This is a genomic window from Bradyrhizobium sp. SPXBL-04 (assembly GCF_051853035.1).
Lineage (GTDB): Bacteria > Pseudomonadota > Alphaproteobacteria > Rhizobiales > Xanthobacteraceae > Bradyrhizobium > Bradyrhizobium zhanjiangense.
On the sequence record NZ_CP182472.1, the window covers coordinates 6,410,178 to 6,422,899 of the forward strand.

Annotated in this window: 17 protein-coding genes and 2 tRNA genes; all 19 read right to left on the bottom strand. The window is 61.3% G+C overall.

Annotation, left to right across the window (positions count from 1 at the left end; translation table 11 throughout):
* Nucleotides 1-10: 10 nt before the first annotated feature.
* On the bottom strand, nucleotides 11-1,384 hold the full coding sequence (locus tag ACNJX8_RS30495) for a hypothetical protein (protein WP_439357780.1): 1,374 nt from the start codon (nucleotides 1,382-1,384) through the stop codon (nucleotides 11-13).
* A 2-nt stretch (nucleotides 1,385-1,386) separates the two neighbouring features.
* Entirely contained in the window at nucleotides 1,387-1,968 is a 582-nt protein-coding gene (locus tag ACNJX8_RS30500) for a hypothetical protein (protein ID WP_439357782.1), read from the bottom strand.
* Nucleotides 1,968-2,435 carry a phage virion morphogenesis protein gene (locus tag ACNJX8_RS30505; protein WP_439357784.1) on the bottom strand — a complete coding sequence of 156 codons (468 nt, stop codon included), beginning with the start codon at nucleotides 2,433-2,435 and terminating at the stop codon, nucleotides 1,968-1,970. The genes ACNJX8_RS30500 and ACNJX8_RS30505 overlap by 1 nt, the downstream gene beginning before the upstream one ends.
* Nucleotides 2,435-2,863 (bottom strand): gp436 family protein, encoded by a 429-nt coding sequence (locus ACNJX8_RS30510; RefSeq protein ID WP_439357786.1) that lies wholly within the window; start codon nucleotides 2,861-2,863, stop codon nucleotides 2,435-2,437. Before ACNJX8_RS30510 ends, ACNJX8_RS30505 begins: the two co-directional genes overlap by 1 nt.
* A gap of 9 nt (nucleotides 2,864-2,872) precedes the next feature.
* A complete protein-coding gene (locus ACNJX8_RS30515; RefSeq protein WP_439357788.1) occupies nucleotides 2,873-3,235 on the bottom strand; it encodes a hypothetical protein in 363 nt (120 codons plus the stop codon).
* Nucleotides 3,236-3,316: 81 nt separating this feature from the next.
* Nucleotides 3,317-4,297, bottom strand: a complete 981-nt coding sequence (locus ACNJX8_RS30520; protein ID WP_439357790.1) for a major capsid protein — start codon at nucleotides 4,295-4,297, stop codon at nucleotides 3,317-3,319.
* Nucleotides 4,298-4,394: 97 nt separating this feature from the next.
* The gene (locus ACNJX8_RS30525; protein WP_439357791.1) at nucleotides 4,395-5,306 is read right to left on the bottom strand and encodes a hypothetical protein; all 912 of its coding nucleotides are present in this window, start codon (nucleotides 5,304-5,306) and stop codon (nucleotides 4,395-4,397) included.
* Between the two features lie 147 nt (nucleotides 5,307-5,453).
* Nucleotides 5,454-5,530, bottom strand: a tRNA-Asn gene (locus ACNJX8_RS30530).
* Nucleotides 5,531-5,779: 249 nt separating this feature from the next.
* Nucleotides 5,780-6,073, bottom strand: a complete 294-nt coding sequence (locus tag ACNJX8_RS30535) for a hypothetical protein (protein ID WP_439357793.1) — start codon at nucleotides 6,071-6,073, stop codon at nucleotides 5,780-5,782.
* Nucleotides 6,074-6,336: 263 nt separating this feature from the next.
* Complete coding sequence (locus ACNJX8_RS30540; protein ID WP_439357794.1) at nucleotides 6,337-6,618, bottom strand: hypothetical protein; 282 nt, start codon at nucleotides 6,616-6,618, stop codon at nucleotides 6,337-6,339.
* Nucleotides 6,619-6,698: 80 nt separating this feature from the next.
* The gene (locus ACNJX8_RS30545; RefSeq protein ID WP_439357796.1) at nucleotides 6,699-8,330 is read right to left on the bottom strand and encodes a DUF4055 domain-containing protein; all 1,632 of its coding nucleotides are present in this window, start codon (nucleotides 8,328-8,330) and stop codon (nucleotides 6,699-6,701) included.
* Nucleotides 8,331-8,350: 20 nt separating this feature from the next.
* A complete protein-coding gene (gene terL / locus ACNJX8_RS30550) occupies nucleotides 8,351-9,814 on the bottom strand; it encodes a phage terminase large subunit (protein ID WP_439357798.1) in 1,464 nt (487 codons plus the stop codon).
* A gap of 80 nt (nucleotides 9,815-9,894) precedes the next feature.
* A tRNA-Cys gene (locus tag ACNJX8_RS30555) sits at nucleotides 9,895-9,968 on the bottom strand.
* 8 nt (nucleotides 9,969-9,976) lie between these two features.
* Nucleotides 9,977-10,198 carry a hypothetical protein gene (locus tag ACNJX8_RS30560; protein WP_439357799.1) on the bottom strand — a complete coding sequence of 74 codons (222 nt, stop codon included), beginning with the start codon at nucleotides 10,196-10,198 and terminating at the stop codon, nucleotides 9,977-9,979.
* A 15-nt stretch (nucleotides 10,199-10,213) separates the two neighbouring features.
* Nucleotides 10,214-11,086 (bottom strand): hypothetical protein, encoded by an 873-nt coding sequence (locus ACNJX8_RS30565; RefSeq protein ID WP_439357801.1) that lies wholly within the window; start codon nucleotides 11,084-11,086, stop codon nucleotides 10,214-10,216.
* A 25-nt stretch (nucleotides 11,087-11,111) separates the two neighbouring features.
* The gene (locus ACNJX8_RS30570) at nucleotides 11,112-11,663 is read right to left on the bottom strand and encodes a hypothetical protein (protein WP_439357803.1); all 552 of its coding nucleotides are present in this window, start codon (nucleotides 11,661-11,663) and stop codon (nucleotides 11,112-11,114) included.
* 18 nt (nucleotides 11,664-11,681) lie between these two features.
* The gene (locus ACNJX8_RS30575) at nucleotides 11,682-11,909 is read right to left on the bottom strand and encodes a hypothetical protein (protein ID WP_439357804.1); all 228 of its coding nucleotides are present in this window, start codon (nucleotides 11,907-11,909) and stop codon (nucleotides 11,682-11,684) included.
* Nucleotides 11,902-12,234, bottom strand: a complete 333-nt coding sequence (locus ACNJX8_RS30580; RefSeq protein WP_439357806.1) for a thioredoxin family protein — start codon at nucleotides 12,232-12,234, stop codon at nucleotides 11,902-11,904. The genes ACNJX8_RS30575 and ACNJX8_RS30580 overlap by 8 nt, the downstream gene beginning before the upstream one ends.
* Nucleotides 12,231-12,650, bottom strand: coding sequence for a hypothetical protein (locus ACNJX8_RS30585; protein ID WP_439357808.1), 420 nt, complete (start codon nucleotides 12,648-12,650; stop codon nucleotides 12,231-12,233). The genes ACNJX8_RS30580 and ACNJX8_RS30585 overlap by 4 nt, the downstream gene beginning before the upstream one ends.
* Nucleotides 12,651-12,722 lie beyond the last annotated feature (72 nt).

The following is a 12,722-nucleotide window of genomic DNA, read 5'->3' on the forward strand; positions in this document are numbered from 1 at the left end:
TGTTCCTCCGTTAGGCGGTCTTGGCCCAGACGACCTCTGACGGTCCTGCCTCGGTCATGACGCGCTTGTCGGCCATTTCCTTGGGACCGGAGACGCCGAGATTGACGCGGCCTTGATTGATGTAGACCCAGCGACCGTCCACGCCGCAGGAGCACTCAGCAGCGCCCTTCACTTCGACGTAGTCCTGCTGGATCGTGACACGCGAGGCGTCCTTGCCCTGCGTGATGACAATCTCCTCGTCGGTCAGCTGGATGTTCGACTGGTCCTCGCCGTAGGTGACGTTGAGCTGGTCTTCCTTCCAGGTGACGACGGCCTTCTTGTCCTTGAACTGGATCTTGACCTGGTTCTCGTCCATGAGAACGTCGGCCTTGGCGTTGTCCTCACCGAACCGGATGTGGACCTTGTTCTCGTCCTGGCGGTAATACGACTTGCTCTTGCCGACCGTCTTGAGGATGAACTCCTTGGTCGACTTCACCTGCGTGACGCCGTCGTCGCCCTCCTCCGGAACGTCCGGCAGTTTGGGAGCGTCTTCCTTGCTCTTGCCCCCGAGGCTCTCGGGGATGCCTGCACCTCCGCCCGCGCCGCCGCCGATCATCTGACCGGCCTGGCTCGTGAGCCCGGCGCCCGTGACCTGCTGGGCGATGCCGGCTAGATTGCCGAGCTGTGCCATGTCAGGCAGGCCGACCATCTTGGCCATGCTGCCGAAGTCGGCGAGCTTGGCGATGTCGCCGAGGCCGGCTATGCCGGTCAGGTTGGCGATGTTCGAGATGTCGAGATTGGCAAGACTGCCGAGATTGCCGAGATTGCCGAGGCTGCCCAGCATGCCGGAGAAGTCCAGGCCGCTGAAGCCCGCCATCTGGCCGATGTTGGCGAGGTCACCAAGTCCGCCGATGTCGCCGAGGCCGCCGATGCCGCCTGACTTCTTCTTGGTCTTGATGATGAGGTGGTTGGTGTCTTTGGTCGAGTGCTGCCAGTGCTGTTGATCCTCTTTCTCGTGGATCAGGCCGACAGTCTCATCCTGCTTGCCGTGCGGAGACGGCGTCTTGGGTCCGTAGTGGAACGGTTCGACCGTCGAAAGCTCGGCCTGGCCGCCGACCGATCGCATCAGGGCTTCCTGACCGACCTTCGGGGGCACCGAGAATTTCATCGTGCCGTGCGAGAAGCTCTGCCAGGGCTGCCAGTCGCTCTTGACGGTGCCCTCGCCGTTCATCGGATCGGCGTTTGACTGCGATCCGCTGGGTGTCTGGTCCTGGCCGTCGTTCATTTTGACGTACCAGCGATCCTTCTCGTACTTGACCGCGACGATCTTGCCGAGCCGCTCCTTGTTCTCGAATTTGCGTTCGAGGTCCTGCATGCGGCGCTCGATCGCCAGAAGGGCTCTCATTGCTACTCCTCGACAGTGAAGTCCGTCGTCTCGGTCTCCGCTGCGCCAGTGGCGTTGTGGACGTAGCCGCTGGTGTGAACCGTCTGCGGCGTCTGCGTGATCATCGTGCCGTCCGGACGGTAGAAGAAGTCCCGTGTCAGGACGCGGTTGGTGCCGATCGTGAGATCGCTCTCCCATTCCACAACGCCAATTGACACGCCCTCGCGGCGGAGGACGGGCTGGCTGATCCTGCGGAACTTGACCATGGTTGCCGGCGCCGCGTTCGGGTCGCCGAATTTGTTCAGGTTCGCCTTCAGGGCGATGTTCTCGACGTATTCCCAGGCACGAGCATCGCCATCGAGGGCTGCATACCGGTTCTCGTCGATCACGACGACCACGCATCGGAGGCGCGCATTCAGCTCGCCAGTCACTTCGTGCTCACCGGTCGTGCTCATCACAGCTACACGCGCGGACGGCGTCTTCACCGTCCAGTCAGCGATGTCGTGCTCGTCGAACAGGCCATCGTACCAATCGACATCCATGTCGGGGTACATGCCCTTGATCGTGTCGATGATCCGTTGCCGGAAGTCGACGATCTTGCTCATCAGTCGCCTCCATGGGCCAGATAGTCACGGATCATCGTAGCGATCCGTCGCTTATTTTCGTCCGAGAAGCCCATGAAGGGCCGCGGCGGGATGGTCTTGCCCTTGATCATGCCGCGGGTGCGCTTGACGCCCTCTTGCATGAATGAGGCGTGATTGGAGTCGGCAATCAGTTCGAAGCCGTCGTTGCTGACGTCAGAGACCTGAATGCTCCTGGCCAGATCCCCGTACTCGAACAGGATGGTGTCGTTGCCCTTCAGGTTCACCGTCACATCGCGAAGCGCTTCCCAGCGCTCTCCTTCCGGAGATGTCTTGGTGCGCAGTACGCGGTTCACGGTAGACCGCTTCATGTATTCGGCGGCCTGCCCGTACACCTCGTGCATTTCGAGCACATCGTGCAGCAGGGTCTCAATGCGTTTGGTCAGCCGACGTATGTCGTGACTGTCTATTTCGAGCTTTAGGCCAGCCATTAGGCCCTCCCGCAGTCGAATGACCCTCCGGAGCGCCTGGCATTCGGGTTGGTCGTGGTGCTGGTGCCGTCACCGTTGTCGGTGGTCTCCGGCGGCAGCCCAAGGCCGACCTTGCCGGTTGAAATCTTCTCCAGCAGCGCCAGTGCGTCCTCGTAGCGGGTCCGCATCTCGGTCGTTCGGCTGGTCAGTCCGAGCGCCATCTTGTAGACGGCGATGTCGATCGCGCAGTTCTTCACCACGCCGGGCGTCGGGACGACCGGGATCGTGTACATCGCCGACAGATAGGCGTCGCAAATTTCGTCGGCGCCCTGCAGGCCCTTGGCAACAACTTCTGGGTCCGGGGTGCCGTCTTTGTTGTAATCGGCTACGCGAACAAGGAGGTCGGTGCCGTAAAGCTCGTCGATGTCTTCCTTGGTCGCGTAGCCCATCACAGGTCCTTACTTCTTGGCCTTGCCGGCCTTCTTCTTCGGCGCCTTCTTGGATTTGTCGGCTGAGGCATCAGCCTCACCTTCGTCCTCGTCGCCTTCGCCATCGACTTCAGCGTCACCAGCATCGTCGCCAGCGGCGTCTGCATCAGCCTCGGTCTGCTCGACCTGCGTCTCTTCGGCCTGTTCGACGGCGGTTTGCGCTTCGACCTTCACCTCCGGCTCGGACTGGACGGGCGCTTCCGCCTTCGGCGCGGCCCGGCCATTGATGTTGTCGAAACGAGCATTGCGGATGTCCTCCGAAACGAGTCGCTGGTTGCGGTTACGGCGGAATGCCGCGGCTTCGCGCATCCGGAAGCCCTTCGATCCAAACATGATTGTCTCCAGAGTCACAAAGAGCCCTCCCCGGTTTCCCGAGGAGGGTCTTGTGTTTCACATACTAACCGTCAGAGACGATTAGGCCGCCAGCATGTGCTTGAAGGCGACGATGCGGACGATCTTGGGATCGTACACGCGCTGCCAGTTGGTGGCGTCCGCCAGCTCGGTGTTGGCCGGCGTCACGCCTGCCTGGTTGGCGCCGAGCCACTTCACGCCGCGGGGATGCATGACCCACTGGCGGCGGTTGACGATGTACTCCTGGCCCATGCCCTTCAGAGCCTGGCGCTCGACCTCCACCGGGGTCTTCGGGGAGCGCTCGCCGTAGCCGATCGCGCCGGGGCCGAAGATGTAGGTGGTGAAGATGCGGGTCGCGCCGGCACCCGACACGGGCATCGAGTCGTCGACGATGACGCTCTTGCCGAGGTAGGTCGGGACGGTCAGCTTGCCCTGGCTGTCGGGCACGAAGTCGATCAGGTCAGCCTTGACCATCGCCTTCAGCGTCAGCGAGTGGACGGCGACGGCGTTCAGACCGCCCTGCTCGTCACCGAGCAAGAACGCGGAGTCGATGAACGAGTCGGCGTCGAAGTACTGGGCTCCGCCGGTCAGGCCGGAGATGTCGTTGACGTTCGCAGCCATGCTGGCCGAGCCCATCGCGCCAGCGAGGGTCGCGAGCAACGCGGTCTGCATGCGCTTGTTCCACCAGTCGGCGAAACGGTTGGCGATCGCGTCGATCGGATCAGCGCCCGACAGGTCGGCCGCGAGGTCGGTGGCGCCGAACGCCTTACCGCGCAGAAGCTTCACGGCCACGTCCTGGCCGGTCGTCATCTTGCTGACGGTCAGATCGGTCGAGTCATCGAGGATCTGCTCGGCGTCGGAGGCGTCGAGGTCGTTGAAGAACGGCATGTTGACCGTCTTACCTTCGATCTCGGCGTCGATGACGCTGGACAGGTCGGTGATGATGCCCGACTGGAACAGTTCGGACTTCTGGGTCGACAGGACCTGAACGTACTTGTTGAACTTGGTCGGGACGATCATGTCCGCGAGAGCAGTGGCAGTCATTTCTCACTCTTGTTGTGATGACTGGCCGCGAGCTTTTGCATTCAAGCAAACGCCCGGACACAGGTCCGGGCGCGTGCGTGTTGGAAGGCGGGAGGACTTAGTCCTTCACGCCGGCCGCTGCTTTGAGCTGCTTGGCCAAATCGGGTTTGGTGTTTTCCAGCACCATCTGCTGGGTGATGTTGCGGGTCTCCGCGGCCCAGGGATTCACAACCCCGCCTGCCGGCTGGGTGCCCTGATTGGTCGGGTTGGTACCCAGTCCGCGCTTCTCGTCGGGTTTGAAGAGAGATGCGGACTTCTCGCGGATCTCAGCAACGAGATCGGCGACCGTAAACGGCGTGCCGTTCACGTCCTTGATGCGGGGGTTGCCGTTCGTGTCGATCACTTCCGTGATGACCTTGCCGTCCTTCATGGAGGTGCGGACGAACTTGCCCACCAGGAGTTCGACGGCATCCCGCGCGTCGTCCAGGGGGTTGGCTTTGGCGACTTCAGATTGGATCAGGCTCTCGCCCATGATCTTCTTCAGTTGCCCCGTCAGGCTGGAGACCGAATCCTCCAGGCCCTTCACCTTCGTGGTCCACTCGGTCTCCTTCAGTCCGTACTGAGCGGAGAGCTGGCCCTTGATGGTTTCGAGCTTGGTGTTGGCGATCTGCTCGGCCTGCTTCTCGGGATCGAGTGCAGACAGTCGCTGCGCCGTTTCCACCGCGGTCTTCGCGGCTTCCGGCGTGATGTCACCGAAGGCGGTGATGCGTTCCATCGCGGTGCGAGCCGCGGTGACGTCCAGGCCTTCGTAGGGCTTCAGTTGCTCCTTGAGCACGGCGACGCTGTTGCGCTCCGCGCCGAGGGCGGTCTTGAGCCCCGTGACGTTGTCGAGTTCGTAACCTTCGACCGGCGTGACGTTGAGGAAGAACTTCCCGTCCTTCTGCACGTAATAGCCGCGGAGGCCCTCATCGAGTTCGTTGATATCTTTGACGACTGCTTTGAGCATATCCATCCCGGAAATGCGGGGCATCCCGCCCCTCGTGATAAAAGGCCCTCAGACATCCCGTCGTGAGAGCCGGCGATATCCCCGAGGAGTCGGGGAATCGTAGGAGCCAGCGGCGATCGTTCCGAAGCCATCCCGGCATTCGGTTGATCAGTGCTGGCGAAACTTGTGTGGTGGCTGGCAGGGCAGGACTCGAACCTGCGACATCCTCGGTAACAGCGAGGCGCTCTACCGATCTGAGCTACTTGCCAAAATCGTTCAGCGGCGGCGCGGGCGTGCGGCACGCTCTTGGGTATCTCTGCTCGTCTTGTGCGGGATGCGAACTGAGACCGCTGAAACCGCGCTCTACCCAACGGGGAGCGCGATCTGGATGGGTTCTCGGCCGCTGCCGTCAAAGGCGCAGGCCCAAAGAAAAACCCGCCCAGGACGGTCCTGAACGGGCTCAAGGGTGGTTAGAGCATCACGGGGTAACTAGCGGTCCCGCTGCCACGCTCGTTGGGTCACGCGGCGGCTTGCAGCAGCTCGATCGTGACGGGTTCGAACTCGAGTTCGAACGTGTCGGGCTTCTCGAACCCGATGGAATTGTCGGCGAAGAGGAGGACGAGGTCGCCAGCGGCGCATTGGAGCACGCCGAAGGGCGTCTGCATGGTCAGACCCCCCAGCCGATTGATCTCCAGCTCTCCCGCCTGCATGCGGCTCACCAGCCAGTGCGGCGGGGTGTCCTCGGCGATTTGACCCCAAAGCGGGAGGCGAAATGCCTCAGCGAGGGTGTTTTTGCGTCGGAAGAGCTTCACTGTCACTCCATTTGCATTCAAGCAAATGAACTAGCACGGGTACCCCCTCCGTGTCAACCCCTTTCGGGAATTGAAAATGCAAACCCGGAAAACGGCCTCAGGAGTGGAAAATCCACCAAACTAGGCCTACCAGGAACAGCACCCCGACTAGTGCGCCCCACGACTCAGCTTCCGACTTCCTGCGGAGGAAGGACAGATCGTCCGCCATCCGCTTCACGGTGGGATCTGGCTGATTCAGGGAGCCGGCGGGCAGCGGCGGAGCGCTACTTGATGACCCGGATTTGGTTTTTTCCAGAGCGGCGCTGATGTCCGCTCGCGTCTGGTTCCACAGGCCTTTTAGCACTTACCGGCTTCCTCGTCTTGGCGTCGAACTTCGGCTCGAAGCAGATCGGGCAGCACCAGTATGCCGGGCCGACGAGCTTGCCGAACACCACGACTGACTTGGGGATCATCTGCACGAGTTCCCGCACCACCGTGCCCTGCTGCTGGGTGCAGGGTTCACAGCGATATTCGGAGACTTCGAGCTTCAGGGTCAGGTCAGCCATGGGGCGCGGTCAGTAGCATGCCGGTTTGCACCGAGTCAACGATATTTGCTTTCGCAGTGCAAACCATGGTGAAAACGAAACTAGAATTGCTTCGTCGGCCGAGTTTGGCCCTTCGGGAAGTCGAACGTCTTCGGCGGCTGAGCGGCTCCGGGTGTGGCCGGAGCATTCGGGTCAGCTGCTGGGGTCGAGGATGACCCGCCACCGACCGGCTCCTTCGTCGGATCGGCCTGGGTCCAGCGACCTGGCAGCATGCCGTCCGCTGCTTCCATGTTCAGCTGGTCGACCTTGGCCCAGAACGCCAGCTCGTCATCCAGGCTGAAGTCGTCGCCGAGCAAGTTCCTGTTCACCACCTCGGTTAACAGGGCTTTCCGCGACAAGCCACGCTCTTCCCACATCTTCACAAGCTGGGCGACTTCCAGCAGCCGGTCCTTGGTGTTCGAGAACTCGGTGTTGAGGATCGCCTTGGCTTGGGTCAGGTCCTTACCGGTCCACTGTCCCATGAACAGGATGCACTTCTCGATGGCGTCCTGGCAGTTGATCGCCATGTCGTGGACGACCGAGTGAACGCGGGTCTCCTGGATGTCGCGCTCGTTCTGCGGAACGTACTGACGGTGCGTGCCCGTGACCGGGTTGAGCGCCATCATGTCCATCTGCATTTCGAGTCGGTCGAGATCCTTGGCGCCGCTCTCGATCGCCGTGCCGCGGGGCTCGACGTAGTACCAGCGGCCATTGGCCTCCGGAGCATAGAGCACCTTGTACGGGCCGATGGCGAACTGTGCCTCGTCCTCCGGGTCGATCTGGACGCCGGAGCACGCCAGCATGGGAAAGCGGGCGGCCGAGAGGATGGAGCGCTGATCCGAGCTGGAGATCCAGTGCTCGATCTGCTTGTAGGCGAGGTCCTGGAAGACGGATTTGACTTGATAGTCGGCCTCCTTTTCGCCGGCATACAGCGTGACGAACGGCACCTCCGGCATGTTCTTCAGCGGTTCTTCGCTGATGAAGTTCCAGCTGCCGCCGCCCGACGATGCGAGCTGCTCCCAAAGCTGCACGATTCCGGTCCCCTTGGTGGGGTCGATCTCGATGACGCGCAACTGGTTGTAGCTCTTCTCCTTGAAGCCGTCGCGATCGGCGCGGAAGCCGCGGATGCGGACATGCCACGTCTTGACGTCGCCACCGACGTAGGCGTCGTAAGCAGCCGCAACGTCGTCGACCTTGTACAACTTGAAGAACGGGCGAGCGCCCGAGGCTTTCTGCGCCGCGAGATTCGGCATATTGAACGTCGACGGATGATCGATCAGAACGTGGGCCATGCCGTCGAGCATGGCGTTGTTGAAGAGTTGGTGAGCGAAGACGTGCAGGTGATTTCCCTGCAAGTCGATGTCCTGGATCCAAAGCGGCAGGTCCTGGTCGTTACCCGGATCGACCACCTTGAGCATCGTGCGGAATGGCTTCGCTGAGGCGGCATCGACAGCTTCACGCAGTTTGTTCAGAGCGAATGTGGATTTCAGTCGCGATTGATAGCGAGCGTCGGACTCCTTCTCGTACTGCGGAAGAAACTCCTGCGCCTTGGCGCGCATGGTCTCCGTGCCGCCATAGACAGCGCGGAGCAGCGCCGTCCGGGTCTGCATTGTCGTGAAGGCATTGGAGACTTGGCCGGGGTTGCCGGTCTGCGGTGAGGGAACGTAGACGAACTGGTTCGTGTTATCGGCCATTTGGCGGGGTGGTCCTGACGTTACCAGTCAAGGACTGCGGCTTTGCGGGGACCGAGGAGCGCGTTGAATGCGTCGGCGGCGGCGTCGACCTGGTCGTCATTGACGCCGAGGGGGAAGGTCTCCAGCTCATCGGTGAAACAGTCGTTCCAGCGAGCGGTTACCATTTTGACGTTGCCAGCCTCGCACTGCGCAGCGAACGCTGCGGCGCGGGTCTCTTTCGGTCCTGTGGGGCGAACAGCCTTGACGATGTAGCCGGCGAGCCGGCGGATGAAACTTTGGGCCTGGCTCTTGCCTGCCTGGCCCGGATCTTGGGGAAGGATGATCTGGACGGACCGGCCGTCGTTCTTGGCAGTCTCGAAGATCTTCTTCTCGACTTCGAGCGGAGTGCCGCGAAAACGGATCACGTTCTCGATGTAGAAGACGCCGTGCTGGTCCTTCGACATCAGGACGCCGACCGTGTAGTCGCCGTCAGCTGACGCGGCCAAATCCCATGCACGGACCTTGGTGCGACGTGCCGGCAGCTCGGTCGGAGCCTTGAACCACTCGGCATTGAACATGCCGCCGTCGTCGGCCATCGGCTTCTGCTGGTAGAGCGCGGCAAAGGAGCGCTCGCCGAGAACGTCCTGACGGTCCATCAGCGCGTTGTAGGAGAAGCGCTGCGGCGCCAGCGGCTCGTTTGGCTTGCGGCCGAGCGGATCTCCTGGGACCGTGCCATCCTCATTCAGGATCAGCTCTTCGGTGCCGTCGTCGCGCTTGATCTTCGTGGTGTAGGGCAGCGCCGGCAGATATAGGATTTCCCAGGGGAGACCCTTCTTCTCGTTCATAAGCTCGATGAGCCGGCCGGCGATGTCGTCGTAGTGCCACCGCGTCAGCGTGAGGACGATTGCGGCGTCCTCTTCGAGACGGGTGTAGACGACGTCGCGGTACCAATCCCACTGGTCCTGACGGAAGTTGGCGGAGCTGACCTCCTTGCGGTCCTTAATCGGGTCGTCGATCAGAAAGAGGTGGGCACCCTTACCGGTGGTACCGGTGCCGACGCCCACCGCGAAGTATTGTCCGCCGCTGTCCAGCGCCCATTCGTCTGCGGCGCGGTTGTCGGACTTGATCTTCACGTCGGGGAAGAGAGTTGCGAACTCCTTCCCCTTGACGATGTCTCGAACGTTCCGTCCGAACGTGGTCGCGAAGTCGCCGTTGTACGACGCCGAGATCACGTTCTTCTCGGGATTGCGGGCCATGAAGTAGGCCGGGAAGCGCCGTGTCGACAGCTCGGACTTTCCGTGCCGCGGCGGCGCGAAAAGCATGAGGCGCTTGATCTCCCCGCGCTCAACCGCTTCCAGCTTCTCGGCGACGAGCCTGTGGAACGGGTCCGCTTTGTATTTAGGGAGTGTGTATTGGGTGAAGTCGATGAGGTGCTCGCGGCCCCTCCTACGACGCAGGATTTCGGCCGCCGCCTCCTCGGGGGAGACGTCGATAAGATCGTTCACAATAACTTCCGGAGTTTAGACTCCGGTCGAGGCGCAATGCGCTAATGCCCCAGAAGGGGCAACTCGACCAGAGTGAAGAATGGAGACGCGGGCTGGAGTCGAACCAGCCTGCGCGGAGTTGCAGTCCGCTGCCTGACCGCTCGGCCACCGCGTCAATGGGCTTTAGTACTTGAAGCCCGGAGCCTGGATTTCGAGGTCATCCTTGTTGTCGGACCGCGTAAGGATCTCGACGAAACCGGTCGGCGCTCCGTTAACGATTGGGTCGCCATAGAAGCGGACGGATCGAACCCACGAACCGTCAGTGTCCTGGACCAAGTCCGAGACCGTGATCAGGCGCGTGTCGGAGACCTCCATCTTCTGGTAGCGAAGGCTGATGTCAGTCATGTGCGTTTCTTTCTGTTAGGCGATGTGGAGCTTCGCCAGGTCATACTGAGCGAACACGCCCTTCAGCCAATGGCCGACCTTGCCCTTCATCACGAAGGAGTCGCCGTTCTTGGCATAGTCGGAGAACGAGGTGGCGGAGGCCTCCACGTACTCGGTGGCGCGCTCGTCCAGCTTGGCGATGTCAATCAGCGCTGTGCCGGCCTTCATGGCGTCGGTCGCCACGTTGAGACCAGCGAAGAACGCTGCGTCGTTGGTGTGGTTCTTGACGATGAAGTGGCGAGAGCCCGCCAGTATCTTGGCGGCACCTTCGATCTCACCGAGCGACTGGACCGTGCTGCCGATGACCTGCATAGTCGTGACGTTCATTTTACCGTCCTGAACCATGGACAGCAGGCCGATCTCGCTGAGTAGCGTCAGCGTCGGCGAGAGCAGGCCCGCCTGGATATCGATCACCGTGACCGCGTGCTTCGGCAGAGAGTCGAAGACTTTGATCTGACCGTTCGAGCTGGACAGGTCGACAACCTCGGTCACGTCCTTGTGGAAGCGAATTAGGTTGCCGGCCGGCATCTGGGTGTCGATCGCGCGGGCATCAACGCCGACGCTCTTGAAATAGTCGAGCACGGTGCGCGCAACGACGGTCTTGCCGACGCCGCCTTTGTCGGCGCCGACGATTACGAGATGGGGCAGACCCATGGTTAGTTCCTTCCTTTTTGGTAGATCGGTTTGCATGTCAGGTGGTTGCGCCGCAGGAGGCAGCGGCTCCTCCGGCACCTCACGCTTGATCTCTGAGAAATTCTTTGGCTGCCAGCCGTTGAGGACTTGGCTGCGCTGCTGACGAATGCCTTCGTTCAGCACCACCGCTCGGGCTCGCTTCTGGTCGTGAATCATTGGCAAGCTCTTACGGTTGCGATTGTCAGTGGACGCTGTCCTTCCTGGCCTGCGGCTTGGCGTCGGCGCCCGACTTGCGCATGGCGATCTCCATCAGCTCCGCTTCGCTCATTTCGGCGACGGGCTTGGTGATGTTCATGTTGGTCGTGCTCTCGTCCTTCTGGCCGAGGTAGTTCTTGCCCAGGAAGATCGCGGCTGGCGCATTCTTGTCGGCGAGCGCGAGCTGCTTCCGACGGAGCGAGACCTTGGCGTGCATCAGGCCGTCGTCCCACACGTCGCGGGCTTCCTGGCACTCTGAGATGAAGGTCTGGAACGTTCTGCGTGACACGCCGAGCACGGCGGCGACCTCTTCCTGGGTGCAGAACAGCTTGCCCAATTCTCCGATTGTTCGGAGCGTGTCTTCGTCGGGCTGGAGCTTCGCCTGGGCGGCGCGTCGCTTGATAGGTTGAGCGAGGACGTCGTCGAGGAACTCAGTCTCCTGAGCATCCTTCTCCGCTTTCGCCTTGACCGCCGCCTCACGGGCAGCAGCCTCCTCCTTCGTCGGCCGTCCCCGGCGACGCTTGGGTAAATCCGTCATTGCTTTTCTTCTTGTTCTTTAGGCGCTGCCGGTTCGGTCAATCACCATGTCGAGATCGTCGATCAGCATGGTGAGGATGATTCCATCAGGCGGGAAGCGGACCAACAGCACTTCAGCCTCGTCGGGATCGTCCGTCTCCATGTCGAAGCGATCGATCATGCCGACGATCGGCACAGAGAACCCTCCGTCGTAGACGATGCACATCGCATAGAAGTCGACGACGAAGCGGTCACGCTCGTCAGTCATCTCTTAGGCCCGGGATTGACTGGCGCATCCACTGAGCGATTTCCTGTCTGGAATCGGATCCGACGCGCTTCGCCAGAACCACTCCGTTTTCGACCGCCAAAAGCGCCGGAATTTGCGAAACTTGGTAGCGCTGGGCCATCAGATCGCAGTGCTCGACGTTGGCGGTGAAGAATTGAACGCGCTGGCCGTATTCTTGCTCGATGGCGTTCAGCGTTGGGGTCATCGCCTTGCACGGTTGGCACCACTTTGCTTCGAATTTGATGATGACTGGGGTCTTGGCCGCAGAGAGTTCGGCGACCACGTTGTGGTCGGTGATAGACTTCATCGGGAGAAGATCTTCTTGAGTGAGGCGACGCCGGCCACGCCACAGATCGTCATCACGATGTTGTACTGCATGTCGGCGTACAGGCCTGGCAGCTTGGCTACCTGCCAGCTTCCGACCTCGTGGCCGAGCAGCGGGATGCTGTCGAAGACGACAGCTGCGATGTGGATGATGAAGATCGCGAAGGCGCACGGCACCATCCATGCGGTGAACCAGTGCTCGCGATCGTCCCTGCGCATGTCAGCCGCCATTCTGGCGACCTCGACTTTGTAGCGAAGCTCGGCAACGTTCAGCTGGACATCCCCGCCGATCGTCGCCTTGATCTTTTCGAGTTCGTTGTCTGACTTCTTGCCGAGATAATTGAGAAACAACGTCCCGAGCTTCGGCACGAGGCCGAGCAGGATATCGAAGATGAACATGATGAGCCTGAAAGTTGGCAAAGGCGCCAGGATTCGAACCTGGATCTCAAGGTTTTGGAGACCTGCGCTCTA

Bases quoted from the DNA above. Each gene is read 5' to 3' on its own strand.
- ACNJX8_RS30570 (WP_439357803.1), bottom strand. From the start codon at position 11,663: ATGACGGATTTACCCAAGCGTCGCCGGGGACGGCCGACGAAGGAGGAG.
- ACNJX8_RS30505 (WP_439357784.1), bottom strand. From the start codon at position 2,435: ATGGCTGGCCTAAAGCTCGAAATAGACAGTCACGACATACGTCGGCTG.
- ACNJX8_RS30575 (WP_439357804.1), bottom strand. From the start codon at position 11,909: ATGACTGACGAGCGTGACCGCTTCGTCGTCGACTTCTATGCGATGTGC.
- ACNJX8_RS30565 (WP_439357801.1), bottom strand. From the start codon at position 11,086: ATGATTCACGACCAGAAGCGAGCCCGAGCGGTGGTGCTGAACGAAGGC.
- ACNJX8_RS30525 (WP_439357791.1), bottom strand. From the start codon at position 5,306: ATGCCCCGCATTTCCGGGATGGATATGCTCAAAGCAGTCGTCAAAGAT.
- ACNJX8_RS30515 (WP_439357788.1), bottom strand. From the start codon at position 3,235: ATGTTTGGATCGAAGGGCTTCCGGATGCGCGAAGCCGCGGCATTCCGC.
- ACNJX8_RS30585 (WP_439357808.1), bottom strand. From the start codon at position 12,650: ATGTTCATCTTCGATATCCTGCTCGGCCTCGTGCCGAAGCTCGGGACG.
- ACNJX8_RS30500 (WP_439357782.1), bottom strand. From the start codon at position 1,968: ATGAGCAAGATCGTCGACTTCCGGCAACGGATCATCGACACGATCAAG.
- ACNJX8_RS30520 (WP_439357790.1), bottom strand. From the start codon at position 4,297: ATGACTGCCACTGCTCTCGCGGACATGATCGTCCCGACCAAGTTCAAC.
- ACNJX8_RS30495 (WP_439357780.1), bottom strand. From the start codon at position 1,384: ATGAGAGCCCTTCTGGCGATCGAGCGCCGCATGCAGGACCTCGAACGC.
- ACNJX8_RS30540 (WP_439357794.1), bottom strand. From the start codon at position 6,618: ATGGCTGACCTGACCCTGAAGCTCGAAGTCTCCGAATATCGCTGTGAA.
- ACNJX8_RS30580 (WP_439357806.1), bottom strand. From the start codon at position 12,234: ATGAAGTCTATCACCGACCACAACGTGGTCGCCGAACTCTCTGCGGCC.
- ACNJX8_RS30545 (WP_439357796.1), bottom strand. From the start codon at position 8,330: ATGGCCGATAACACGAACCAGTTCGTCTACGTTCCCTCACCGCAGACC.
- ACNJX8_RS30510 (WP_439357786.1), bottom strand. From the start codon at position 2,863: ATGGGCTACGCGACCAAGGAAGACATCGACGAGCTTTACGGCACCGAC.
- ACNJX8_RS30560 (WP_439357799.1), bottom strand. From the start codon at position 10,198: ATGACTGACATCAGCCTTCGCTACCAGAAGATGGAGGTCTCCGACACG.